This window comes from Flagellimonas crocea, from assembly GCF_033441595.1.
In the GTDB taxonomy this organism is placed as follows: Bacteria; Bacteroidota; Bacteroidia; order Flavobacteriales; family Flavobacteriaceae; genus Flagellimonas; species Flagellimonas crocea.
Map to the genome: position 1 here is coordinate 36,319 of NZ_JAUZVX010000007.1, position 26,400 is coordinate 62,718.

The following is a 26,400-nucleotide window of genomic DNA, read 5'->3' on the forward strand; positions in this document are numbered from 1 at the left end:
AGTAGGTAAACCTACTTGAACGATGGGCACCACTATAGAAAAAGTTTTGTTCATAAGCCCCAATTCCCAACTTTTGGAGGCCTTCAATAATTTTGATATTTCCCGCAATTGGGAAATGGAGTCCTGTCAAGATAGCTTTGATGCACTCCAGCAGTTAAAGAACACAAACTTTGATTTGGTGGTCATGGACCATAAAATTGGCCCTTTGGACCCTTTTAAGCTTATGGACTATGTATTTCATGAGTTGCAAAAGTACTGTCCCATGGTAATCGTAGGGGACGGGAGTGAACCAGAAGCCGTCCACGAGAATTACATAAGATTCAACTATCCCATAGAACAGCATAATATTGACACGTTGGTTTTCAATACAAACAAGCCAACCGATAGCAAGGAGGAACAGTTGTTTTCATTGGATTATTTAAACGAGCTATCCGACAATGATCCCGAATTTCTTTTGGAATCCCTACAGTTGTTTCAGGATACTTTGGATTCGAGGCTCAATGATCTTAAAATGGCCGTTTCAGAATCAAATATTAATGAAGCCCGCCAGATTGCCCACAACATAAAGCCGAGTTTTGCCATGTTGGGCAATGGAACCGGCAGAGCACTTTGCCAAACGATTTGCTATGATGCCACGAATGAGGAAATTCCTGAACTGTCCCAGGTATTGATGAATGAATATGAGTTGATCATAAATGAAATAAAGAAACAGTTCCCCAAATTAAATGCAGAATGAAGAAGAGAATTTTGATTATTGAAGATAACCCGATGGTAGTGAAGTCACTGGAGTTCAAACTGACCAAGGATGGGTATGAGGTGATAGTCGCAGAAGATGGAAGAAAAGCCCTGGAAATACTCAAAGAAGACGATTCCATTGAACTGGTGATCACAGATCTGATGTTGCCCTATGTTACCGGGACAGAGTTGATAGAGCATATTAGGATCAATATGCCCAACTTGCCCATCATTGTCCTCTCAACATCCAACCAAGAAGAAATTATAACGGACGCCTTTATGATGGGCGTCAATGATTTTATCACAAAACCATTCAGCCCCAATGAGCTTTCCTTGCGGGTAAAAAGAACCATAGAAAGTTATTGATTGTCCAACATTGAGAGCATCATACAAAATTGGCCATGGCCATTAAAGGTGACCACGTTTTTTGTGGCGCTGTTTTTTCTGTTTGTATTCATCACCGTTCTTTCCCTGATATTTCTTAGGGGGTACAAAAACCGAAGGGAACAGAAGAAAAAATCATTTCTGGAACAAACGGACAGCTTTCTGAACAATTTTCTTTTTGATGACACCATAGATTTGAGAAAAGAAGCCCAGACTTTCAAGTCCCAACATTTGACTTCTACACTTCAAAAAAAGATAGCGATTCGGCAAATACTCATTTACAATGAAAACCTAAAAGGGGAGTCTTCCGTTACGCTGAAGAATATATTTCATCAGTTAGCGTTAGATCAATTCATTCTGGATGCCCTTAAAGAAGGACGATGGTTTGATAAAGCAAGGGCCATTTATGTGCTTTCCGAACTTCATGTAAAGGAATCCAGGGCGGTGGCACGTTACCTGAACGATAGGCACGAAACAGTGCGCGCACAGGCCATTTATTTTTTCATCAAAACCGCTGAAGACAATCCACTGACATTCTTTGCCAAACTAAAAAAGGAGTTGACTCTTTGGGAAATGATCCAGATAGAGGACAGCTTAAAATTTGTTTATGAAGGACCTACCCCTGATTTTTCAATCTGGTTGGACCACCAGTTGAGCACGGTACTGATATTTTCCATAAGAATGATTCAGCAATTCAACCAATTTGAACATATACCGGCCATAGTACCATTTCTGGGCCATCCCAATGAAAATGTACGAAAAGAGACCATAGAATCCCTTAGAAAACTGAATTACGAAGGACTATTGGATGTAATTGTTCCCAAATTTCCCACAGAAAGCCGAATGGTAAAAAAGGAAATCATCAAGGCCGTGGAAACGCTTGGGGACCTTAGGATGCTGCACCAATTGAAACCTGCCTTGGTTCAAAAAGAGGAGTGGCAGACCAATCTTATGTATTTAAGAGCCGAAAAAAGGATGCAACCGGAACTATAAAACCACGCTGTGACAACCTTGGACCTCAATCATATTACGGAAATTATAAGCTGGCTGTTCTTGGCATATGGTGCCATTGTAATTTCTGGGTATATATTTTCAGCATTCTTCTCATTCTTGGAAATAAGGGAATACAAAAGGAGAAATGGTTTAAAGGATGAGATTTCGTTGTTGCAGTCCACAAACCTCCCTTCCATATCCATTTTGGCCCCTGCCTATAACGAAGAGGCCAATATTGTTGAAAATGTAAGATCGCTCCTCACGGTCAACTATCCATCTTGCGAAATTGTGATCATCAACGACGGTAGCAAGGACGGCACCTTGGAAAAACTCATCGAGAGTTTCCATCTGGTAAAGGACGATTCCATTTATTATGATGTTTTGCCATCACAGACCATCAAACAAACCTATAGATCTTCTTTCAAATCCTTCAAGAACCTAAAGGTGGTGGATAAAATGAACGGCGGCAAGGCGGATGCGCTCAATGCAGGTATCAATATTTCCAAACATGATATCATTTGTTGTATTGATGTGGATTGTGTTTTGGAGAGCGATGCGCTTTTAAAATTGATCAAGCCTTTTCTCAACAATGAGAAAAAGGTCATCGCATCGGGGGGCATCATCCGTATCGCCAATTCCTGTGTAATCGAGGACGGAAAGATCATTGAAGTGAAATTACCGGAGAAATTTCTGGTAAGGGCGCAGATCATCGAGTATTTCAGGGCATTTTTAATGGGCCGCATGGCCTGGTCCCGTATTGATGGCCTATTGTTGATATCGGGGGCATTTGGAATGTTCGATAAAGAAACCGTGATCGAGGCCGGTGGGTACAATCCCAAAACCGTGGGCGAGGATATGGAACTATTGGTCCGGATGCGAAGGCTGATGCGAACCAGAAAAGTGGACTACACCGTTGGTTTTATTCCCGATCCGCTCTGCTGGACCGAGGTTCCGCCAAATTGGACCGTTCTACAAAGGCAAAGGAACAGATGGACACGCGGCACAGCCGAGACTCTATGGATGCACAGAGGAATGCTGTTTAATCCAAAATATGGTGTACTTGGCCTATTGAGCACACCCTACTGGCTCTTTTTTGAATGGTTTGCGCCGCTCGTGGAGTTTTTTGGGATTCTATTCTTTATAGTCTTAATGATCCTTGGTCAAATCAATTGGATATTTGTTCTGGGATTCACAATGGTTTCCTATGGCTTTGCGGTACTGTACTCCGTTACGGCACTATTTTTTGAGGAATTTTCATTTCAACAATACAAAAAAACATCCTATACCTATAAACTGATATTCACCGCATTCTTGGAACCTATACTTTTTCACCCCTTTATACTATGGGCATCCCTTAAAGGCAACATCGATTTGATCCGTGGCAAGAAATCGTGGGGAAATATGAGCCGTGCAGGACTGGGTAAAATGGGGGAAAAAGTAACCGTAAAATAAATGACAATGCAAGGCCGTATTCACTTTTTTTTCCAAAACCGTTCATTGATGAAAAAACAATTCTTGCTTTTTGGCTGTATGTTGTTCACTTTGACCACATGGTCGCAGGAGACCCGTTCCGTGGACCAAATGTATGCCCTTGCCCGGAACGAAGCCTTTGAGAACAAGGATTACCAAAAGGCCATCGGCCTAATGGAAGAGGTCACACAAAAAACACCTGAAAATGTGGATTATGCCATATTCCTTGGGCGTTTGTATACATGGGACAATCAAGAGGACAAGGCAAGAAAAGTGCTTGGTACGACCTTTGAAGACCATCAAGATTATGAGGATGCCGGCCTGGCCTATGCCAGTCTGGAGTTTTGGACCAAAAATTCGGAAAGGGCACTTGACATTGTGAACAAGGCTTTGCAACACCATAAAGATTCAGAAAGTCTACAGGTGCTCAAGGCAAAAATACTATTGGATTTAAAGCGGCCACGGGACGCAAACATAGTTTTGAACAACGCCCTGGAACTTTACCCAAAATCCACACAAATACGATCATTGCTGCAGCAAACGGGAGCAGGGGAATTGCGCAACGAGGTAGGACTGGCCTATGACCTTGTTTATTTCAGGGAACGCTTTGATGAACCATGGCATTTGATTGGCCTGCATTATGGGAACCAAACAGGAATCGGTCCCATTTTGGGACGGGTAACTTACGGTAATAGGTTTGGAACGGGGAATGCACAATTGGAGGTTGATTTTTATCCCCGTATATCAAATACGTTTTATGCCTATTTAAACGCCGGTATATCTGAGGATACAGGCGTTTTTCCACACTATCGTACCGGATTTTCGCTTTATGCAAATCTTCCCATGGCTTTTGAATTGGATGGCGGTTTTAGGTTGTTGAAGTTTGATGACGAATCGTGGACCTATACCTTTGGGTTGGGAAAATATTATAAAAATTATTGGTTCAATATCCGAACATACTTGAATACACTGGATACCGGGGTGGCGGATTCCTACACTTTTACCGCCAGATACTATTTTGGTGGAGCGGATGATTATTTTAGTGCCCGTATCGGCACAGGTTTTTCTCCCGATAATGCCTCGAACAATGTACTGTTCAATAATTCAACCCGACTGCGCTCCAACAATTTTGCTTTGGGTTTTAGAACACTGATAGGAAACAGCCATGTTCTTTATGCCGAGGCCTCTTATGACCGAATCGAGTTTACTTCGGACACCTATGATGACCAATATTCTCTCAAGGTGGGGTATATAAAAAGATTTTAGTCCTGTATTTTTGGACTTGATGAAAACCTATAGATAGGTCTTGATGTTTTTTATAGGATATCGCCCCTTAAAGGTTGGTAGCAATGCGTCTTTCTTTGAATTTTCAATTCTTTTTTCACTTTTTCTTTTCTGATTTTCAATAGGATACAGAATTACCTTAAAAAAATCGATTTTTTTTTCAGGAGTTTTTGGCCTTTGATTGTTTTATATACACCAAACCATATGAGATATGAAAAAGTATAACTCAACTGCGGTGACCAAACAAATGGAAGGAGAGGATTTTCAGAAGATTTTTGAAAGTCAATCCAAGTTCATCAAACGGTTGATACTCTTTTTTTCAATACAGTACATTATAATATTAATAATTCTAAATATTTCTTAGCGGTTTATTTCGAGTCTAATCGCTCTGATTCTAGGGGCAAGTCTGGTAACGGTGCACTTTGGGTTGTGCACCGTTTCTTTTTTTATTAGCGTAAGGTAAAATACAGGGGAAATCAGTTAAAGGTAAACCGTACTGAAAAATTGGGGGTCAACCCTAAGGAGTTTTTATCAAATTTTTGCACCGTATTCGATTCGGACAATTCATAAAAGGTATTCAGCATATTATTCCTGTCGAAGATATTCCAAATGGCCGCTCCTATTTCCAAGCTCGTATGCTCTCCACAGGCAATTTCATATTTCCCCGAGATATCCACTCGCAAGTAATCCGTAAGGTTTTCCCCATTCGTTTCATCATAATTGATCTCCCCTTCAGAAACTGGATTATCGGCACTGGGCATGGTAAATGGCCTTCCCGAATGCCAGTTCATTCCTGCGGCCAATACCATAGGACCCAAATGATAGTTGGCTCCCAAGGCAAGGGCATGCGAAATTTCAAAATTGTTGGCAAAACTATTTTCCGGTAATTCATCAAACGTATAATCGCTGTTCAATAAGGAGTAGCTGAGCCAAACATGATTGCTCCGAAATTGTTTTTTTACCAATAGATCTAGTCCTGTGGCCGCGTACGACCCGGCAGTTTTTACATATTCATATTGGTTTTGAAAACCTTGGCTCTGCGTTGTGATACCATTCACTTTTTTAAAGAAAGTGACCCCGTTCAGCAACCAGCCTTTTTTGCTGTAAAGAAGTCCAACCGATCCTTGTCTGCTGCTAATAACGGGAATGGAGGTATCATTGGCGAGCTGCCATCTTCGCTTCTCCAAGCCTAAAAAATCATTTTGAAAATTGATGACCTGCGAAGTACTTTGATGTTTGAATTCTCCCAGTACCTCTAGGCTAAGATAATCGTTCAATTGATGGTTGAAGGACAACCGGGGCTCCCAAAGCTGCTTGTCAAATTCGGTTAGATAATTGAACCGCAGGCCTACATTTAAGCTCGAGAGTCCATTTTTGGAGGTTGTGCCTATCTGGGTAAAAAGTGCATGGGTTCGCAATACTTCGCCAACAAGAAGAAGGTACAGGGGATTGTCCACATCATCAAGATTGGTGACCTTGGTTTCCACCAATTGGTAGCCCCCGGTCCAATTCGTTCTGGAAGAAACATGATTGACAACCTTTAATTTCAAACCGGTTTCGGATACTTTGTTTTCCTGTAAGAACCTTTGGTTTTCCAATATGTTGGCATTGATCGCCTGTAGTTTATAATCCGTGTTGTAAACCGCCAAATCACTGCTCCATTGTTTGGACCAAGTTCTTTGATATTGTAGGCCTTCCGCCAAACTGGATTGCTCTATATTACTTTGCCGTGAAGTTTCCGTTCCCGACATTGCCGCCACTTCATTAAAGGTAGCTTCGTTTGCGGTATGGATAAAATTGATCTTTATAAGTTCCTTGTCAGATGGACGGTACAACAAGCGGAACGAGGTGTCGTAAAAATCGAAGGTAAAATCTGAATTTGTTATTGTAGATGAGCTACGATCTAGTTCCGTGTTCTGTGATATGCGATCAAAATAGCTGGAATACGTAGGGGTTTCCAATACATCGCTTATGGATTTTCTGGATGCCAATTGAAAGGATAACTTGTCTTTAATGGGAATATCAATAAAACTGTTGACGTCGATAAGGTTGGCACCGATACTACCTTTAATTTTGTTGTTCAGTTGCTCCTCGGTATGCATGGCAATCGTGCCCGATACCCCATCGGTCTGAGAGGCATCACTTCCATTTTTTCGGAGTTCCACATGGTGCGTAATGTTCGGATGGTACATGGAAATAAGACCAAAGAAATGTCCGGATTGGTACATTTTGATACCGTCCCACGTAATAAGGTTCTGGTCGTTGCTGCCACCTCTTATATTGATGTTGGACACGGTCTCATCGATACTTTGTACTCCGGGCAACGCTTGGACGGAAAAAAGAACATCGTCCTCCACAAGCCCTGGAAGTGTGCTGAAACGTTCAAAATTCAACGTATAGGTTCCATTTTCCAATTTGTCCATTCCACGGACCAAAAAATCGTAAACCGTGATTTCGTCCAACTTTTCTTGGTAAGGCACCATAAAAATGGATCTGCAGTTGGATGTATCTAAATTGTTTAGCTCGAAAAAGAGCGGTTTGTAACCAATATGCCGAATATGGACAATATTGTCCCTTTTTAAATTTCGCAGTTCAAAGTATCCATTTTCGTTGGTATAGGTGCCGATATTACCGATTTGTATGGCAACGTAGGGCAGGGGTTCTTCGCTATCAAGATCCTTAACGTAGCCGCAAAAGGATAGTGCTTCTTCCCTTATGGATATGGTAGTGGCATCTATAAAAACAAAGGCCAATTTGCTTTTGTTGCGCAAGTAATCCAGTGTTTGTTCAAGATTTAAGGAATCTTCCGGCAGTTCTAAGGTGATATCCACCACCAAATCTGAAACATAATTGAATTGTATGTCAAAACGCTTCTGAACCGTATCCAAAATAGTTGCCAACGGAAGATTTGTTTTGGTTTGGGCAACCGTATATTTTGAATGCAGGGCTATAAGGCAAACAATCAGAAAAAGTAATCTTTTTCCCATGAGTACTACAACGTGGTGTTTTTGCCTATAGTATTTGTAGTATCTGTTTTAGTGTGATAAAGTACACTTATTGATTCCAAAGGAACATAAATTTGGAATTTTTGATTTTTCTTATGCTAATCTCTCTTGCTAAAAATTATGTTGTCGTTATCAAGTATTTGGTAGTCGATGGCAAGTGGCTCACCAATTGCCTTAATGGCCCTCGATAGGTCATCATGGTTAAAACCTCCCGTAAAAAGTTGGGCTGTATTTACATTTTCACTATTAACGGTTACCCCATATTGACGTTCAAGCTCGGCAAAGACCTCGGACACTGGAGTACGCTGAAAATAGCTCTTGTTTTTGGTCCATTGCGGCCCATCAAATGTGTTTTTGCCTGTGGAAATAACTCCATTGATCACCGATACATTATCGCCTACCTTGAGTATTACGGTACCTTTGCTCGTGGCAACTTGTACTGTTCCTTCAAAACAGGCTACCTCAAAAAAAGAACCACGATGTTTTACATTGAATTCGGTTCCCAATACGCTCACAATTCCGCTCTGCGTCACAACATCGAACTTTGAACCTTTGGCCACGTCGAAAAAAGCCTCTCCATCGAGTTTTATCTCCCTTTTGCTATCCCAGCTTTTTTCATTAAAAGCAATTTCGGATTTGGCATTAAGAATAACCTGGGAGGCATCGGGCATATCTATGGTCGTTTTTTCTGCAACTTGCGTCTGTACCTCGGTCAAAGAGTTAAACGTGAATATAAAATAAAGGCCCAGTGCCGCCACTATAATGCTGGCCACCCGCATCACGGGTTTTAACCATTGTAATTTTCTTACTTTGGTATCTGCTTCCATGGAACGCTCCTTGTAGGCTTCATAATCTGCCATCACAGAGAAATTGGAAGCCTTAAAATGGGAAGCATCCGCTACGATATTTTTGTAGAATGTAGCATCTTCCATAGTATCAAAAGCTTTTCTCTCCTCTTCCGATAGATTGTTGTTAAGCCATTTTTGTATCAAGGTATCTTGGTCCATGAAATTTGGTTCTTTGCTATATAACAATCAAGAAAGGATTTCTCCTGATTATTTTATCCTAAAATTTTCCAATTCTTTTTTTAATTGGTCAAAAGCGGAGTAAATACGGTACTCTACGACCTTTCGGGTTACGCCGAGCATTTGTGCGATTTCTTCATGTTTTTTCCCTTCTACCTTGTTCAGCATGAATGCGACGCGCTGATCTTCGGAGAGATTGCCGAGTGCGGCCTGGTATTTTTTTAGGTACTGTTCTTTTTCAAGCAGGAACTCTGGATTTTCATGGTCATGGGCATTGGGGACCTGGTTCTGATATTTCAGGACCACTTTTTGGTGTTTTACCTCATTGAGCATCAAGTTGTTTCCAACAGTGAACAAAAAGGATTTTGCCTTTTCCAAGGTTACCTTTTTGCAGTTTTCCCAAAGTTTGGTGAAGGCATCTTGGGCCTTGTCCCCTGGATTTAATTTTTCACCATATTTATAATAAAGGAAATCGTGAAGGCTTTGCGCATATTTTTCATAAATCTTCGAAAAAACGGTTTCATCACAAACGTCTTTGTGCAGGCTCTTTTCCAATAAGGTTGATTTTAGGTTCTTTTAAATATATAAATCTTTTTTAAAAATTTTCGGGAGTTTTGATCGTTAGATTGTTTAATAGCCAGATAACTAGTCCCAAAAAGACCAAAGATCATGAAAAAAGCCAACAAATACTTAAGCCTAACGGTATTTCTGGTCATATGTCTTCTAAACAGTTCCTGTAGAAAAGAAGAATTTGAATCTCAGGGAGCACCGCCGGAGCAGGCTTTGGAGGCAAATACCAATGTGGCCAATCTATTGTTGAAAACTACCATGAACGATGGGTCGGACGACAACATCATTGATCAAGCAAGTTGTTTTTCCCTTCAACTTCCAGTAACGGTTACGGTAAATGGGCAAGAGGTAACAGTTTCCAATAAAGGTGATTTTAATACTATTGAATCCATTTTTGAAGAAAGTTTGGATGACACCGATACGCTGGTCATAACATTTCCGGTAACCTTGATATTTTCTGATCACAGTACCATGGAAATCTCCAATCAGGCAGATTTTGATGCCCAAGTCGGCAGCTGCAATGGGGAGAATGAAGAAGATGATGATATTGAGTGTATAGATATCGAATATCCTGTTTTTATATCATTGTTCAATACCAAAACGGAAACGTTGAAAACCTTATCGTTTCCAAATGACAAGTCTTTGTTCATGTTTGTTGTTTCCTTGAAAAATGATGAAGTGGCCAATATTCAATTCCCTGTTTCCTTGATTCTTTCTGATGGATCTTCAGTTGAAGTGAACGATTTGGAGGAGTTGGAAAATGAAATCGATAATTATAGGGACGATTGTAATGAGGACGATAACAACGATTTTGATGACGACGATTGTAAAGGATGCAACCCTAACCAGTTGGAAGAAGTTTTTATAAGCTGTACCGAATGGGGCGTGAACTCGTTGCTACGGAACAACCAAAATCTGTCCGGGCTCTACAGTGAATACATTTTCAATTTTGAGGAAGACGGGAGCTTGACCGTAACAGATACCGTAACCAATGATGTTTTCCTTGGAACATGGCTAACCATAGGTGAATCCAACAATGTGCAAATGGAAATCAATGTTCTTGGATTGGACGACTTCAACGGTACATGGGACCTTAACGAAGTGGCTCAGGGCAACAGTCAAGGTATGGTGATACTTAGAATGGGAACCAACATCCTACGATTCGAAAGTGGCTGTTTTTAAACAATGGCTGTCAATGTTTTTACCAGACAATATGATTTGAAGAATCTGTTGATAAAGCGATAAAAAATAAAACCATGCAAATTATGGGAAAAACTGCTCTTGGGCATTTTCCCCATATGGAAGAATTATCGAATGCCAGTTAAACAGGTTGTGGGTTGATACATTAGGTTTAAACCTGTTTTTTTGGTATTCGAATTGAACAAAAGACGTTTCCCCCTGTCTTTAAATTATGAGTCATCTTGCATAGGACCGAACAAATGCTCGGTCCTATTCTTTTATCATGTTTGCCAAGAAGGGTTTTCTCGGTTATCCTTACTTGCCACTGAACACTATTTTTTATTTCTTGACAGTACGGTCCTAAAACCTAAATGCTCCATCCCCGAATCGGGACTTGTTGCCATCCGGGCAGAGATCCTGTAGCTCGCGCAATAAGAAGCACTGCATAAAAAGGAGCCACCTTTCATCACTTTTTCCTTGGCATAGGGATTTTGGGGATTGTATGCGCTTGTTGCCCCGGTCGGATTCCGGACCATGTTTGCCTGCGAGGCCAGTTCTTTGTAATAGTTGCTATTATACCAATCGTTTGTCCATTCCCATACATTTCCGGCCATGTCGTAGAGCCCAAAATCGTTTTTGGGATAGCTCATAACAGGTGCCCTGCGTTCAAAACCATCCTCCTGGGTGTTTTCCACAGGAAATTCGCCCTCCCAAGAATTGGCATGGGAGCTTAACTTTGAAACATCATCCCCCCAAAAGAATTTGTTGTCGGTTTTACCGGCGCGGGCAGCAAACTCCCACTCGGCCTCCGTGGGCAATCTTCGTCCGGCCCAATCACAATAGGCGAGTGCGTCCTCGTAAGCAATATGGACCACAGGATGGTCCGCTTTACCCAGAATATTGCTATCCGGACCATTGGGGTGCTTCCAATTGGCACCGATTTTCCATTCCCACCATTGCGAATAATCATACAGATTGGGAACACTGGACTTTGTTTTTTTGAAGACCAGTGAACCCGGCTTCAAAATAGAGTCGTGCGGTTTTGGTGTGCCCTCCGGCAGCTGCTTTTTCATTTCTTCCCAATCAATTTCGCGTTCGGCTACGGTAACATAGCCGGTTTCTTCAACAAATTTGGCAAACTGGTCATTAGTCACTTCATGCTTGTCCATCAAAAATCCATCTACATAAACTTTATGTGCCGGTTTTTCATGGGGCATGGCCATATTGTCGTTCGGTACGGCGCCTTGGACAAACTCCCCTCCGGGAATCCATACCATACCCTCGGGCACGGAATCTGGCGGAGTGGATGGTGTTATCTCTTCCGTGGTTTTGTTGTCATCAATCGTTTCTTTTGATTTTTCCGGATTGGATTTGCAACTCAAAAAAAGGATGGACAAGGCAAAACAAAAAGGTTGAGCAATCTTGTACTTCATTTGATGTTTAAATTTTTGGACTCTTGACCAAAATGTTTTGGAAAAGGCCTTAAAAAGCTATTCTTGCTGTTCCCTGTTCTTTAAATATTCTTGGTATAACCTTTCTCTTTCTTCTGGGGAAATCTTCCAGTATTCGATTAAGGGATTCTGTTTGACTTTTTCGTAGTATTCCTCTATGAATTGCTGGTTCAGGGAATCATTATCATCATATTTTGCCCTAAGATCCTTGAGTTGTTCGTGCAATTCTTTCTGTATCTCGGCATAGGCTGGTTGTCCGTAAACATTGTTGAGTTCGTTGGGGTCTTTCTGTAGATCGTATAGTTCCCATGCATCCAGTTCGTAATAGAAATGAATCAATTTGTATCTATCGGTGGTAATTCCATAATGACGTTGTACCTCATGTTCCGAAGGATGTTCGTAGTAGTGATAGTAATGCGACTTTCTCCAATCGGACGGGGTATTTCCCTTTAAAATGGGCACCAAACTTTTCCCTTGCATGTCATTTGGAACATCGGTTTGAGCAATATCCAAGAAGGTCTCCGCAAAATCCAGGTTTGAGACCAAATCCGTATTCACCGTTCCCGGTTGCACGGTTCCCGGCCATTTCACCAATAAGGGTGTCCGCAAAGATTCTTTGTACATCCACCTTTTATCGAACCAACCGTGTTCTCCCAAATAAAAACCTTGGTCAGAGGTGTAAATAACAATAGTGTTGTCATCCAGACCCGCTTTCTTCAAATAATCCAGTACATGGCCGACCCCTTTGTCCACACCGGCCACACTGGCAAGATAATCCCGCATATACCGTTGGTACTTGAATCTCGTAAGGTCTTTTCCCTGTGGATTTTCTTTCTTGTATTTTTCATTGATGGGACCATAAATGGAATCCCACATTTTTTGCTGCTCTTCGGTAAACCCGGGTTGTGGTTGGTCGGTTATTTTAAGGTCTGGCCCCATTTTCATGGCCTCCGAAATGGACATGTAGTTCAGTGAGGCTGCCTCTCTGTTCCCGGAATAATCATCGAACAATGTTTCGGGCTCTGGAATCTCCACACCTTCGTACATGCCCAATTCGTTGGGGCCGGGTTGCCATGGCCTGTGCGGTGATTTATGGCCCAGGAACAGCATAAAGGGCTTGTCTCCCGACTTTACGGAATCCATCCATTTAATGGCTTTTTCGGTTATTATTTCCGTGGTATATCCTTCCAGTTCATATGTTCCCTCCTTGTTGATAAATGTAGGATTGTAGTAAGAGCCTTGACCGGGGAGAATATCCACATAATCAAAACCCTTGGATGGAGTATCGCCCAAGTGCAGTTTTCCGAGTACCCCTGTTTTATAACCTGCCTGTTGGAGTAATTCACCAAAGGTTTGCTGGGTAAAATCGAATTTTGTACCAATGGTATTGTCAATAAACCCATTTTTGTGACTGTACTTGCCCGTAAGTATGGCGGCCCTTGATGGTCCGCAGATGGAATTGGTCACAAGGCACCTTTCAAATAGCATCCCATCCTCGGCAATTCTATCAATATTTGGGGTGGGCGCTACCTCGGCAAGTCGGCCACCGTAGGCACTTATTGCTTGGTAGGCATGGTCGTCACTGATGATGAAGACAATGTTGGGCCTTTTGGTATTTTCCTTTTGTGACTCTTCCTGTTTCTTAGGATTCCCTTGGCAAGAAACCAGTAAAAAGCTTCCTAGAAGAACATGGAAAAGGTAAATGATTTGTTTGTTGAGTTTGTTTTTCATTGTGCTTGAAAATAGTTGGTAAAGGTTCTGCTTTGACATGTAAATCTAATAATAATTCAATTGGCGGGTGAAAAGTTGCTCCACAAGATAAGTCTAGGATGAATCCATGATGAAGGCATATAACAATTTTTCTTTGGGAAATGAAAGGACAACCACTAAATTTAGAATCGTGGTATAATTGGAAGAAGAGGCAACAACAATCAACAAAAGGGAAATAATCATTTCTCTGGGACTCTCAACCGTATTGCCGCACACAAAACAAACAAGCACATAGCATTTATCAACTAAACAATCCAAAATGAAATTAAAGAAAATTGTATTCCTTGCACTGGTTTATTCAGGGCTGGGCCAATTGCACGCGCAAACAGAGGTGATCACTGGAGCAGATGTGGCCGTTACCGATACAGAATCGGGAAAGGTCCGAGGGTTTATCCAAAACGGGATTTACACCTATAAGGGAATTCCCTATGCGACAGCCAAACGTTTTATGCCGGCAACCAAGGTGCAACCTTGGGAAGGAATCAGGAGCTCCACAACCTATGGTCCCGTAGCCCCTTTAATGACCCCCACCACGCAAGTTTATGACGAAACCGAGTTTGTTTTTGACCATGATTGGGGCTACACCAGCGAAGACTGTCTCCGGCTCAACGTATGGACACCTAGTATTGATGATGGCAAAAAGCGACCGGTCCTTTTTTGGATACACGGTGGTGGATTTACCGCAGGTTCAAGTCAGGAACTTCCATCGTATCATGGCGAGAACCTTAGCGTGAAGGGCGATGTGGTCGTAGTATCCATCAATCATAGGTTGAATATTCTGGGCTTTTTGGACTTGTCGGCTTATGGAGAAAAATATAAAGAAACCGCGAACAATAGCATGTTGGACATTGTTGCGGCATTGGAATGGGTAAAAACCAATATTTCCAATTTTGGAGGGGACCCCAATAACGTAACCATTTTTGGTCAGTCGGGGGGCGGCGCCAAGGTAAATACCCTAATGGCCATGCCGCGGGCTAAGGGACTTTTTCACAAAGCAATCAACCAGAGTGGGTCCTTAAGGGGTAATTTCTCCAAAAAAGAGACCACTAGGGCCATAGCGAAGGAGGTTCTGAACCAACTTTCCCTTTCCGCCGATCAAGTGGACAGTCTTCAAAATGTTCCTTTTGATAAATTGAGTGCGGCAGGAACAAAAGCTTTGCAAATTGTGGCAGAGCAAATGAAGAAAAGGGGAGAAGTTCCAGTTGGATTAAACCTTAATTGGGGACCTAGCCTGGACGGTTCGGTACTTCCCTATGATGTGATGTCTAAGGAATCATTTGAACTATCCAAAAATATTCCCTTAATGTTGGGAACCACCAAAAATGAATTTACTCCCTTTGTGAACGGTCGTTTTTTCAATGCTTCCGAGGAAGAGGTTATGGCGTACATCAAAGAAACCTACAAAGAAAAGGCCGATGAATATGTGGCAGCTGTCAAGAAAGCATATCCAAACGATACCAGGCCTTCAGACCTGTTGGATATTGATTCAAGATATAGGCCGGGAGCCGTATTCCAGGCGAATAAGAAATCGAGAATGAAGAATGGTGCAGCCGTGTATATGTATCTCTTTACATGGCAATCTCCTGTTTTTGACGGTAAATACAAGGCATTGCACTGTATGGAGCTTCCTTTTGTTTTTGACAATGTGGAGCGTGCCAATCATATGACCGGAGGCAGCCAAGAAGCACATGAACTGGCGGACAAAATGAGCCGTGCCTGGATAAATTTCGCAAAAACAGGGAATCCCAATCATGATGGACTTCCACAATGGCCGGCTTACAATCCGGAAAATACGGCGACTATGTTTTTTGATAACACTTGCGAAATGAAGCCTCAGCACGACAAGGCGTTATTGGAGCTCATGTCCTCCCGCTAAAATTGGTAAATAGAAGTTTTTGGGCAGCTGTGGCTTAAGTACCGATTGGATAAAAGGATTTAATGATGTGTTGATACCGTATACTACTATGGTATCAACACATCATTTTTGTTGCGGGTAATCTGAATGTGAAAATGGGATGTGATGGGGAGTTTTAGCTTTTGAAAGTTATGGTAAACGTAGTGCCGCTGTTTACCTCGCTCTTCACCTCAATGCTTCCTCCAAGACTTGTCACTTGATTGTGTATCAAATATAGGCCCACACCATTGCTGTCGGCGTTGCCATGAAATTTTTGGTTCAATTTAAAAATTTGATGGCCCACCTTGTCCATGTCAAAACCAAGACCATTATCGGAAAAGATCAATAATTTTTTACCGTTCCGTTTTTCGGTTGTCATGGTAATAATGGGAGGTACGCTCGGTCTCGCGTATTTAATGGAATTGGTGATCATGTTGAGAAAGATACTTTCCATGTAATGGTTGCTGAACCCTATTTCATCAAAAGCAGAAAAGTCAATTTTGAAGGTTACGTTAGCCGCTTCGATCAAGGAGTTTATAGAGTATTGTACTTTTTTGAAGACATTTTCCAAACTGACCATTTCCAGTGAATCCTCAGAAAGTTCATTTGCTTTAAAATTATCCAGATAGGAACTTAACCGGTTTTTAAGACCTTCGGCAGAAAGTTTGATAAGTCCTAATATTTCTTTGGTCTCATCATCATCAATATGGCTCAAATCTATTAGGTTTACCAAGGACATCAAATTGTTCAAGGGAGATCTAAGGTCATGACAGGTGATGTAATTTTGCTGCTTGAGTTTTTCGTTTACTTCCGATAGTCTTCCAAGTTGGGAATTGCGCTCCATTTCCATCTTTTTGAAATGGGTAATATCTTTTGCGATAGCGTATATTAGTTCCTCGCTTTCATGAGGGATGGATGTCCAGTGCAACCAAATAAGATTTCCGGATTTGCAGACATATCTATTCTCAAAATTGACCAAGGGAACCTTGTTTTTGAGTTTTTCCCGATGTAAAGCAGTTCGTTCCCTGTCCTCCGGAAATATAAATTCCGAAATCAACCTCGATTTAAGTTCGGCATCGGAGTATCCCAATAATTTTGAAAAAGCCGGGTTGGTTTTCACGAAGTAACCATCGTAGTTTGCAATACATAGACAATCCATGGATTGGTTGAAAAAAGGCTCCAGTCTTGGATTCATCTTGCGAAGGTTATTTAAGGTCACGGCACTAGGATGTTTGGACATTTTCTGTTCTATAGATTAGCTTTTGAACATATTTTTTGGTGGGCATACAACTCCAACAGGATTTCTACAATTTAAAATTCTGGGATGTGAGCCTGCTTCCAAAACGTGGCCCAATGTACATCCATAACCGAAATATGGGGATGATAAATCAGTTTCCATGTGAAGTTAAAGCAAAGAGTGTCTTATTCAAAATGGAATTTTACATCTTTCTCAAATTTACAAAGGGTAAGGTGGGTTGGTGTTGATTATAGCTGGATCACCATTTGCCATTGAATACCTCCGTCAAAATATCTGCCAATTTATCTTCAAAAACAGGCTTTACCACATAGCCGGTTATTTCCTCAAAATCCTGGGCCTTCTTTAGATCGTTTGGATCGTTGGAAGAAGTGACCATAAAAATATTCAGGTTTTGATCGGCCAATCGGGGCTTCATTTTTTTGAATTCTGCCAAGAACCCCCACCCATCCATGAACGGCATATTGATGTCCAGTAGAATAATTTCCGGCAGTTCAATATTCTCGTTCATGCACAGATCAATATATTCAATGGCTTGTTCACCATCAGTGAATGCATTTACAACCAGTTCGCTGGATAGATTGTTCAAAATCTTTTTGGTGACAAAGAGATAAACCTCGTCGTCGTCCACCAATAAAATATTAGGCTTTTTCATTACTTGTTGAATTTGATTATAAATGTTGTGCCCACGTTTTCTTCACTCTCCACGTTGATTGTGGCATTCATGGCCTCCAATTGCGACTTGATAATAAAAAGTCCCATACCCTTTCCGGAAATGTGTCTGTGGAACCTATTGTACAGTTTGAATAGATTGTCCCCATGTCGTTCCAGGTCAATTCCCAAACCATTATCCCTAATATAGAGCACTTTTTGGTTATTTTCCCAACCACTTTCAAAAAGTATGTAGGAATCAACGTCCGGTCGCCTATATTTAAATGCATTGGACAAAAAGTTCTGTAAAATGCTCTTCATATAAAAACGAGATGCGTTTAAGGAATGCCAAGCATCCAGTTTATAAATGATCTCAAGGTTTTTGGTCTTTTTGTCCAACAATTTTTCTGTAAAATTAGCTTCGACCTCTTTGAGCATTAAAAAGAGATTCAAGTTTTCCATTCTTAGATCCCGGTTGTTCAAAATGGAGATATAGGTCTGCACATCTTCGGTAAGTGTGCTAATATTGGTAGAGATGGTTTGCAGTTTAGGCAACAATTCATTGAATGTTTCTTGATTTTCGGACTTACTGAGCATATCCACGATGATGGACATACTGCTCACCGGTGCTTTTAAGTTGTGGGCCACCACATAATTGAAGTCTTCCAATTGTTGGTTTCTCATATGCAGCTTTTCATTGGAACGTTTTACAAGTTGGTTCGTGGATTCGAGTTGGGCCTGGCTGTTCAATAAAGCGAGGTTTTTTTTCTTGAGCTCTGCGATCAAACTTTGTCGTTCTCTTTGTGTGTGTTCGTATCCCAAAGCGGCCAAAATGATCATACCAAGTATAAAAGCATTAAATACCAATATGTTCCTTTCATTGGAGCCTAGTACTTTGCCCATTTCGCTAGGTGGAATTTCTTGAATGATGGCCCAATCGTTATCCGATACCATTTCGGCCATATCGGTATAACGGTTCATACCGATATCCTTTTCAAAACCGATCCTAACATTCTGATATACCCATAAGCTGCCTTTCTCCAGAAAGAAGGTATCTTTTTCAAAAATCAATTTACTGAGCTCCAATTTCTTTTGGACTATTGAATCCGTTTTGCTCATTCCGGACTGATGGGGAAGTGTATTGCCGGAAAGATTTGTTGTGATCACGTTTCTGTTTTTGTCCACCAGATAAAAATTATCCTCCGCAAGCCTGGTTTTCATATGGTCAAAAATCTCGGTCATGTTAAAATTGATGACGGCAAGCCCAACTTGATCGTCGTTTACATCAAATACTGGTGTTACCCCGCGTATTACGGGTTTGTAGGGGTATTCTATGATTCCATATTCCTTGTTAAGTTCAATCGGAGAAATATAGACCTGCCCTTTTTTTAGCATGAGTCCTTTTTGAAAATAACTCCTATCTACTTTGCTCTGCAGCTCCCCTGGTTTCATGGTGTTTTTGTCCACTCGGACGTAGCGGACCACTTCGTTTCCATGAAGGTCCAATAATCGGAATTGCTCGTAGGTCTCAAAACCCTGGACTATGCGGATATAATTATCGATAAAATCCGATGGTAACTGACTTTTTTGGGCGAATGATGCCGGTAGACTAACGGTCGACCAATAGGAGGTGATATCGATCAAGGTTTCGCATTGATCGGCAAGGTGATAACTTTTACTCTGAATGTTTCTTTGTTGGATACGGGCCATATTTGTAATAAGGCTCTGCTCTTGCAGATAGCCCCAAATAATGGTGAGTACCAGCAGGGGGAAATATAGTGTAGCGGATATTTTCAATATCCTTTTCCGCATATACTTGAGGTTTATGTAATCTTAAAAGCACTACGTTCCTGGATAATGGTAATATTTTTAATATGATTTTGTAGGCTAATTTTTATGAAGTTATGAATTTTATAATTTATGGCTAAATTTTTTGATGAAAATGCTGCTTATGCTTTTGTGGAATGGTAAAAGCGAAACATAAAAAGTTTAATTGTTGTGGTAGAATTTAGTACCCAACATAGAAGTTGAGTGGGACATTATGGGTATAAAGCCCGGAGAGTAAGGAAACTCCACCCAATATTGTTGTTTTAGGAATACTTCGGTAGACTCAAAGTTATTCGGGTCAAAACGATGGCCAAGTCCAAAAGATAAGGAAGATATGAACCGTGAATTTCCTTTGTCCCGATTCGGTTGATACTTACCATTAACGAGTCGGTACTCTTCTTCTGTGCTGAAGGTGTGCATATACCCCAAACTTGCGCCCGTTTTCAAATTGCCGCCATACTCCATTTTATAATCGTACCCAAAACCAACGTTCAAAGCGATGGCCTGGTACAGATTTTTATGGAAAATATATCTGATTGATAAGGAAAAATAGGTTTTATGGTGCCTGTTTTCATGTAACGTTACGTCAGTGCCGACTTCAAGGCCTGGGTGCCATGGATTTATTTTTGATATGGAAGGAGGAATACTGGTAGATTCATTCAGCAATGTGATGGACATTGGGTTTTGCGCCGTAATCCTTTGCGGGAACACAGCTATTAAAAATCCAAACAGTAGAAAGTTGTACGGTAGTTTTTTGAATAGTGCCATGGCTTATTGTGTTATTTTTTCAATGATCAGCTCAATGGCCTCCAAACTTTGCGAATGTTCGTCTATTTTACCATAGTTACCGTTTACGGCCCAGCAAGCAAATACATCGGCTTGTGGCAGGTATATCATGGAGGCTGCATATCCAATGGCATCCCCGCTGTGGATGTAGGCATCCCCAAACTTGGTCTTCATTTTAAAGATTCCCATGCCGTAGAACGTTTCATCATCATTTGATGGGCTTTTCCAATCCGTCATGCTTTCAAAGCTCTTTTCGGAGATTATTGTTTTGTTTATCACGGCACTTAGGAACAGAAAAAGGTCGTAAGGGTTGGAAATGAGACCACCATCCGCGGTATAATAGTCCCAGCCGCTGTAATACGTGGATTCGGTGACCTCCAATTTGCTGTAGAGATCAATATATCCCCTCACAATATTTTTAGGCACCGGATTTTCCGCGGCAAAATTTGTGAATGTCAATTGCAGTGGCTCAAAAATGCGTTCTTCAAATACTTTGTAAAAAGGCTTTCCTTCAATGGTCTCAATAATTTCCCCAAGAAAAATATAGTTGGTATTGGAATAGTCCACATCGGTTCCCACTTTGAAATTGGCACTTTTTCCGCGGGCATAGCTCAATAGTTCATCAGGTTGCCATTCCTTTAAGGGATCATTCAGTGATGCCGTCTGAAATCGGGGATTTACAATATAATTGTAGATGCCGCTACTGTGTTGCATCAATTGCCCTACCGTGGCTTGGTGTGCGTTTTCAATATTTGCCATTGTACCGGGCGATAGATATTGCTCGGCCTTATCGTCCAAGTGGAGCTTGCCCTCTTCCACCAATTGGAGGATAGTGACCGCAGTGAACATTTTTACGGTGCTTCCCACTCTGGTGATATTGCAGTTTTTCATTTCCACCCTATTTTTTAAATCGGCCATTCCACTGGCTCCGGACCATGGCCCATCTTGTTCTTTGGCATCATAGACCGTCATCATAACACCGGGCACACCGTTGGAGACCATATGCTCCAATATGGCTTGGTATTGATTATGTTTTGGGTGATCTTGCCCGATTGCTTCCACAGGCATTGTGCAATCATAAACAGAAGCGTTTACAATTTCATCTTCCGAAACCGCACAGGAATTGATGAAGAACGAAATGAAAATAGTAAGCGATAGTGATGTATTTTTCATAATCTAATTGATTTAAAAGATGTAAAATTTGATTCCCAAGCTCAAATCCGTGTGGGACATAACGCTAATGAAACCGGGCGAATAAGGAAACTCCAACCATGACCGATAAAGAAGCATCAGTTCTGCACTTCTTGTACTTTTTTGATGGAGCCTATATCCGACCCCTAAGGAAAAAGAAGGCATGACCCTGGAATTTCCTTTATCCTTATTGTTTCTATACTCCCCATCATCAAAGACATATTCCTCCTCTGTGGAAAAAGTGTGCAAATAACCTATGCCCAATAAGGCTTTAAGATTGAGGCCAAAGAATAATTTGTAGTCATACCCGAGTTCCGTATTCAGGTACCCTCCACGGAACAGGTTTTTATGGTCCACAAATCCTATATTGATGGTTTGGTACAAATAATGTTTATCAGTGGAACGGTATCCAAACTCGCTGCCCAGTTGCCCTGTTAAATGGGACGGGGCTGACCATACGTTGTTGAACGGCATGGATACAGCTTCGTTCCCGGCTAGGATTCGCAAAGGGATACCATCGCTCTGGGCAATACCGGTCAGTGGCACTGCCAAGAACAGATACCCTACAATTGTTTTTAAGTTCATGAGAGAATCGATTCAATAGATTTACTGTTGGAGTATGCTAGATTGCCATCCGTAGACCTTTTTATTAAAGGTTTCAGCGGACAACAACATAGCACCCAACAGAAATAATTTTGATCAAGGGGTAGATTACTGATTTAAAAATTCCCTTACCGCACCGCCGATCTGATCGATATCGCATGAAAAGGAATAGTGACCACAATTGGATTTTAAATCCAAAAATTGAGCCTTCAAACCTTTTGTATCGTTTAAATTGCCCATTGGTGATACCAAGTGGTCCGTACTCGAATAGATGACCAATACGTCTCCACGGAACCGTTCAGCCAAGTTTTTGGCGTTGTGTTCGTCCAAGGTCTTTTGCACATTATGATTAGAGATAGCAATCATTTGGCTATAAAGATCATCAACCGAATATTGTTCCGCCTCTTCCCGAATACCTTTCATAAAATCCTCAAATGTTCCGGAATAATCATCAAAATACCGAGGAGTAAGCCCCAAAGCATATTCCAACATTAAAAAGGTTGGGGATTTACTATCGGTGTCAATCTCATTTTTCAACACATTTTTGAATATTTCGTAGTTCAATTGATCGTAGACGGACAAGTGAGGTGACCCGACAATGGGAATTGCCCTATCAAAAAAAGTGGGGTAGGAGGCCATCCATTGATAGGTCTGCATACCGCCCATGGAAATTCCCGTTACTGCAAAAAGATGGTCAATTTCCAAGACTTCTTTCACCAGTTTGTGTTGTAGGTCCACCATATCCCTGATACTAAATTTAGGAAAGGGAGGATTGATGTTGCTATTGGAGGGCGACGATGAAACTCCGTTGCCCAAGGCATCCACCACTATCAAATAAAATTGGGTGGTATCGATCATGGTTTCTTTTCCTATATATGGTTTAAGGCTTTCACCCGTTCCTGCGTACCAAGTGGGGAACAGAATCGCATTGCTTTTGTCCGGATTCAGTTTTCCGTAGGTTTGGTAACCTATTCTTGCATTTTCCAGTATTTCCCCGTTTTTCAGGGTGTAGTCACCAAACTTGGCAATTTGTACCTGTGCCCATATTTTTGAACATACCAAGATGGTCAAAACAAGGGCTAGTTTTATTTTGTTCATTTTAGATTATTAATTAGAGTTGATTACCTTTTCGCTACCTTCAATATTTGTGGTGATTGAAGGGGAATCTTTATAAAATATTTTGGCACTGCCATTACTAGTTGAAAAAAGCTCGTTTTTACGGTTCACTTCAACTTCCCCAGAACCAATTATATCCATATTGGAATAATTCTGTCCGGAAGCCAACTAAATTTTGAGAGAACCGTCCACTACTTACGTTTTTACAAAGCCGATGACAATGTCATCGGCCGTAACTTAAACACTTTGTGCATCACCTTTTGTGACCGCAACGTTGAAGGTTCCATCAACAGAGACTTCTGTAAAGGCGTTGAGTTCTCTCGATTCCGAGACCATAACGTCTGACCCCGATATATCGTCCGAGTAACAAGAGGACAAACAAATAATGGTTATGGGCAATACTATAATTTTCTTCAGGATTTCTATTTTTTCTTTTTTTGATCTTTGTCCTCGCTCACATCCCTAAAAAGAAGCATTTCCTTGATTCTTTTTGAAGCTCCAGAATAAAATCCTGTTTCGTGGGAATATCCCTTTGGGTTGTTGAACGTGCCAAAAATGATATCGTAAATAGGCAGGTCCGAATAATTGTAGGCGTGAATACCCTTGGCATGGTGTATAGTGTGGCTTTCAGGACGTTGGATAATGTATCCTATCCATTGCGGGGTTACAATATTGCTATGCTGAAAAATTCCCAAGAACACCGTTGTGAGCAAAATGATGGTGGATGCGCCTGGTGTAAAGCCTGCCACGCCAACTAGGCACAGACTTCCCAAAAGCGTGAATCCGGCCATGTCCATGGGGCTAAAATAAAAAGCGCCATAAGTGTCCACCCGTTCCGCACTGTGGTGCATTTGGTGGAATACCTTCCATAAAAGATCGCTTTTGTGCAGCGCATAGTGCCAAATAAATAGGCCGAACTCATAAATGAGAACCCCTACCAAGGCGCCGCCAAGGTCGCCCAAAAAGGATAGATCAAAAATTTGATATTGGGAGATGTATCCGTCCCAAATAATAGGGAGGTAACTGGATAGGTAAAAAAAGACCGCGAAGCTCAGCAATCCCCTAACTTTCCAGTTTTTGATCTTCGGAAGTTCTCTCGCGGGAAACAGGGCCTCCCAAATCATTAAACTTCCGTACATGCCCAAAACCACAAGGGAAATCGGGTCTAAAAGTATTTCTAAAGGTGTCGGTAAATTAGATAAGGTTTCCATTTTTATCTGTTTTAAATTTTCGACTTGAATTTTGAATAGAACTCAACTTTTTTTCTTGTCTTGATGGCCGGCAACCCTTGGTTGCATTGGTAGCCTTGAATAAATAACTGTCGTCTCATTTTGAATTGATTTTTTGATTAATGAATAAACACGGATGCTCCGCTGATTTTTGAGGGTGCAAACTTAGGCAGGCAGTTTTATGGATTATCAAAATTTGCTGTACAAGGAGTGTACAGTGCCCTAATTAGAAGTAGACCATCTATGAATGTAGGTAGACATTAGGTAGACAAATGGGATGGTGTTTTTTGTTAAACAACTGTAAAGCAATAGCTTAAAATAGCTAGCTCAGTTGTATCAAAAAGTCGAAAAGATCGGTCTCTGGAGCAAGATCCATCTTTTTTCTGAGGCGGTATCGAGCAGTTTTTGTGCTTTCCGGGGAAATTCCCAGAATGTTGGACGCCTCTTTTATGGATAAATTAAGTCGGGTCAAGGCCGCAACTTTCAAATCATTGGCGCTAAGATCAGGATATTTCCTTTTTAGGTTGATAAAAAACTCTGGGTGCACATTTTCAAAATGTTGTTTAAAGTCTTCCCAATCCTTTTCCTTGCCCTGGTTTATTTTGATGATACGCTCCATTTCCGAAAGTATCTTGTTTATTTTTCCCTGGGCGCCAGACTGCTTCGCTTCCTGTATTTTATCCTTGAATTCTTCCAACAACTGATTCTTTTGCACAAAGTTCATGGCATAAGAGGTAAGCTCCCTGTTTTTTGTATCCAGTTCCCCTTCCAGGTCCATACTTCTCAACTGTTGGTTTTCTAGCTCTTTCTCTGCGATTATTTTTTGTTGCTCAAATAATTGCTTCTGGCTCTTTGAGCGTTGCCTTATGCTTTTGATCAGAAAAAAGGACAACAGGGCAACGATCCAGATACCCCCTATCAATATCCATTGAATGGTCTTGTTGAGTTGTTGTCTTTTGGATAGCTCCACAAGTGCATTGTCCTTTTGCCGAATTTCATTCCTAAATTCGAGACCAGCTATTTGTCGTGATTTTTTGAGCGTAAAAAGGGAATCCTTTAAATGCACATATTGTTGGTAATAAAAAAGGGCCGAATCGTTCTCTTGGGCCTGTTCTTTGAGCTCGGCAAGATTCCTTAATATTTCCAGCTTGTAATTCTTCAGGTTCATTTGGTCCGCCCTGTTCAAAGCTAACTTGAAGTGCATGTCGGCCAGTTCATGTTCCTGCTGAAGGGCGAACATTCTACCAAATTGTAAAATATTGCTCACCAGTCCATCCTTGTCATCTATTTTTCTTCCCAATGTCAAGGATTGCCTTAAATGATAATCGGCCTGTTCCAGATTGTTCTGTTCCAAATAAACCCTTCCCAATCGGTTGTGGGCCTCCGCCATACCGTACTCAAAGTTGTTCTTTGTGTGAATGTTCAGTGCATTGCTAATATTGGTATGGGCCTTGTCCAGTCTTCCATTTTCCAATTGTAGCGTTCCTAGTTTGGTATAGGCAGTAGCAATCCTGTCATCCAGTTTTAGCTGGGTAAAACCATTTATAGCCTCATGGAACTGTTTCAATGCCAAGGAATCCTCATCAATATCGGCGTACACCATTCCAATGTTGAGCTTGCTGTTGGAAACGCCCTCAAGGTCTTCAAGGCCCTCATAAAGATCTAGGCCCTCATAAAGGTCAAAAAGTGCTTGTTTTGGCTCTCCCAAGGTCCAATGTGCCACCCCGGAAACACGTTTGGCAAAAGCCGCCCCTTTTTCATATTGGAGCTTCGAGGCCATGGTGTAGGCCCTTTGGCCCAATTCTACGGATCGGGAAGGATCTCTGATCCAAAGGTCATAGCCAAGTTGGTTCAGGCTATCAACGGTCGCTACATCTTTTTTAGGCAGATTTGATGCAGCTTGTTGCCCTAATAGTAAAGGGCTACAGAAAAGATATACGATTGCAATGACGAATACTCGCAAGGCCGGTTGATTTTGAACA

General features: G+C 41.4%; 23 protein-coding genes. 8 read left to right on the forward strand and 15 right to left on the reverse strand.

Annotated features, from left to right (window positions below):
- Positions 1–22 precede the first annotated feature (22 nt).
- The 6 genes from SD449_RS18480 (at position 23) to SD449_RS18505 (ending at position 5,230) form a co-directional block, all read left to right on the forward strand.
- A complete protein-coding gene (locus SD449_RS18480; RefSeq protein ID WP_318312723.1) occupies positions 23–736 on the forward strand; it encodes an Hpt domain-containing protein in 714 nt (237 codons plus the stop codon).
- Positions 733–1,101 carry a response regulator transcription factor gene (locus SD449_RS18485; RefSeq protein ID WP_318312725.1) on the forward strand — a complete coding sequence of 123 codons (369 nt, stop codon included), beginning with the start codon at positions 733–735 and terminating at the stop codon, positions 1,099–1,101. Before SD449_RS18480 ends, SD449_RS18485 begins: the two co-directional genes overlap by 4 nt.
- A complete protein-coding gene (locus SD449_RS18490) occupies positions 1,102–2,112 on the forward strand; it encodes a HEAT repeat domain-containing protein (RefSeq protein WP_318312727.1) in 1,011 nt (336 codons plus the stop codon).
- Between the two features lie 18 nt (positions 2,113–2,130).
- Positions 2,131–3,564: a glycosyltransferase family 2 protein gene (locus SD449_RS18495; RefSeq protein WP_318312834.1), complete on the forward strand. Its 1,434-nt coding sequence runs from the start codon at positions 2,131–2,133 to the stop codon at positions 3,562–3,564.
- Positions 3,565–3,612: 48 nt separating this feature from the next.
- Positions 3,613–4,848, forward strand: coding sequence for a YaiO family outer membrane beta-barrel protein (locus tag SD449_RS18500; RefSeq protein WP_318312728.1), 1,236 nt, complete (start codon positions 3,613–3,615; stop codon positions 4,846–4,848).
- Between the two features lie 229 nt (positions 4,849–5,077).
- Positions 5,078–5,230: a hypothetical protein gene (locus SD449_RS18505; protein ID WP_318312730.1), complete on the forward strand. Its 153-nt coding sequence runs from the start codon at positions 5,078–5,080 to the stop codon at positions 5,228–5,230.
- Between the two features lie 112 nt (positions 5,231–5,342).
- Here SD449_RS18505 and SD449_RS18510 read toward each other — a convergent pair whose 3' ends face one another.
- From SD449_RS18510 to SD449_RS18520, 3 genes are all read right to left on the reverse strand, one after another.
- Entirely contained in the window at positions 5,343–7,853 is a 2,511-nt protein-coding gene (locus SD449_RS18510; RefSeq protein WP_318312731.1) for a TonB-dependent receptor, read from the reverse strand.
- A gap of 116 nt (positions 7,854–7,969) precedes the next feature.
- A complete protein-coding gene (locus tag SD449_RS18515; RefSeq protein WP_318312732.1) occupies positions 7,970–8,878 on the reverse strand; it encodes a FecR family protein in 909 nt (302 codons plus the stop codon).
- A gap of 48 nt (positions 8,879–8,926) precedes the next feature.
- Positions 8,927–9,451, reverse strand: coding sequence for an RNA polymerase sigma factor (locus SD449_RS18520; RefSeq protein ID WP_318312734.1), 525 nt, complete (start codon positions 9,449–9,451; stop codon positions 8,927–8,929).
- Between the two features lie 114 nt (positions 9,452–9,565).
- Here SD449_RS18520 and SD449_RS18525 point away from each other — a divergent pair, with 114 nt between their 5' ends.
- Positions 9,566–10,648: a hypothetical protein gene (locus SD449_RS18525; RefSeq protein ID WP_318312735.1), complete on the forward strand. Its 1,083-nt coding sequence runs from the start codon at positions 9,566–9,568 to the stop codon at positions 10,646–10,648.
- Positions 10,649–10,977: 329 nt separating this feature from the next.
- Here the strand turns inward: SD449_RS18525 and SD449_RS18530 are convergent, their stop codons facing one another.
- Together SD449_RS18530 and SD449_RS18535 are read right to left on the reverse strand one after the other, a co-directional pair.
- Positions 10,978–12,078, reverse strand: a complete 1,101-nt coding sequence (locus SD449_RS18530; protein WP_318312736.1) for a formylglycine-generating enzyme family protein — start codon at positions 12,076–12,078, stop codon at positions 10,978–10,980.
- A 57-nt stretch (positions 12,079–12,135) separates the two neighbouring features.
- On the reverse strand, positions 12,136–13,827 hold the full coding sequence (locus tag SD449_RS18535) for a sulfatase family protein (protein WP_318312738.1): 1,692 nt from the start codon (positions 13,825–13,827) through the stop codon (positions 12,136–12,138).
- 298 nt (positions 13,828–14,125) lie between these two features.
- Between SD449_RS18535 and SD449_RS18540 the strand changes: the two genes are divergently transcribed.
- Positions 14,126–15,742, forward strand: coding sequence for a carboxylesterase/lipase family protein (locus tag SD449_RS18540; RefSeq protein ID WP_318312740.1), 1,617 nt, complete (start codon positions 14,126–14,128; stop codon positions 15,740–15,742).
- Between the two features lie 154 nt (positions 15,743–15,896).
- Here SD449_RS18540 and SD449_RS18545 read toward each other — a convergent pair whose 3' ends face one another.
- From SD449_RS18545 to SD449_RS18590, 10 genes are all read right to left on the reverse strand, one after another.
- Positions 15,897–17,000 (reverse strand): PAS domain-containing sensor histidine kinase, encoded by a 1,104-nt coding sequence (locus SD449_RS18545; RefSeq protein WP_318312742.1) that lies wholly within the window; start codon positions 16,998–17,000, stop codon positions 15,897–15,899.
- 256 nt (positions 17,001–17,256) lie between these two features.
- The gene (locus tag SD449_RS18550) at positions 17,257–17,670 is read right to left on the reverse strand and encodes a response regulator (RefSeq protein ID WP_318312743.1); all 414 of its coding nucleotides are present in this window, start codon (positions 17,668–17,670) and stop codon (positions 17,257–17,259) included.
- On the reverse strand, positions 17,670–19,478 hold the full coding sequence (locus SD449_RS18555; protein ID WP_318312744.1) for a sensor histidine kinase: 1,809 nt from the start codon (positions 19,476–19,478) through the stop codon (positions 17,670–17,672). Before SD449_RS18555 ends, SD449_RS18550 begins: the two co-directional genes overlap by 1 nt.
- A 177-nt stretch (positions 19,479–19,655) precedes the next feature.
- Positions 19,656–20,261 (reverse strand): hypothetical protein, encoded by a 606-nt coding sequence (locus SD449_RS18560; RefSeq protein WP_318312745.1) that lies wholly within the window; start codon positions 20,259–20,261, stop codon positions 19,656–19,658.
- Positions 20,262–20,264: 3 nt separating this feature from the next.
- Positions 20,265–21,452, reverse strand: a complete 1,188-nt coding sequence (locus tag SD449_RS18565; RefSeq protein ID WP_318312746.1) for a serine hydrolase domain-containing protein — start codon at positions 21,450–21,452, stop codon at positions 20,265–20,267.
- Positions 21,453–21,464: 12 nt separating this feature from the next.
- Positions 21,465–22,055 (reverse strand): hypothetical protein, encoded by a 591-nt coding sequence (locus SD449_RS18570; RefSeq protein ID WP_318312747.1) that lies wholly within the window; start codon positions 22,053–22,055, stop codon positions 21,465–21,467.
- A gap of 126 nt (positions 22,056–22,181) precedes the next feature.
- Entirely contained in the window at positions 22,182–23,171 is a 990-nt protein-coding gene (locus tag SD449_RS18575; RefSeq protein ID WP_318312749.1) for an alpha/beta fold hydrolase, read from the reverse strand.
- A gap of 255 nt (positions 23,172–23,426) precedes the next feature.
- Positions 23,427–23,588 carry a hypothetical protein gene (locus SD449_RS18580; RefSeq protein WP_318312751.1) on the reverse strand — a complete coding sequence of 54 codons (162 nt, stop codon included), beginning with the start codon at positions 23,586–23,588 and terminating at the stop codon, positions 23,427–23,429.
- A gap of 23 nt (positions 23,589–23,611) precedes the next feature.
- The gene (locus tag SD449_RS18585) at positions 23,612–24,400 is read right to left on the reverse strand and encodes a sterol desaturase family protein (RefSeq protein WP_318312752.1); all 789 of its coding nucleotides are present in this window, start codon (positions 24,398–24,400) and stop codon (positions 23,612–23,614) included.
- Between the two features lie 340 nt (positions 24,401–24,740).
- The gene (locus SD449_RS18590; RefSeq protein ID WP_318312754.1) at positions 24,741–26,381 is read right to left on the reverse strand and encodes a tetratricopeptide repeat protein; all 1,641 of its coding nucleotides are present in this window, start codon (positions 26,379–26,381) and stop codon (positions 24,741–24,743) included.
- Positions 26,382–26,400 lie beyond the last annotated feature (19 nt).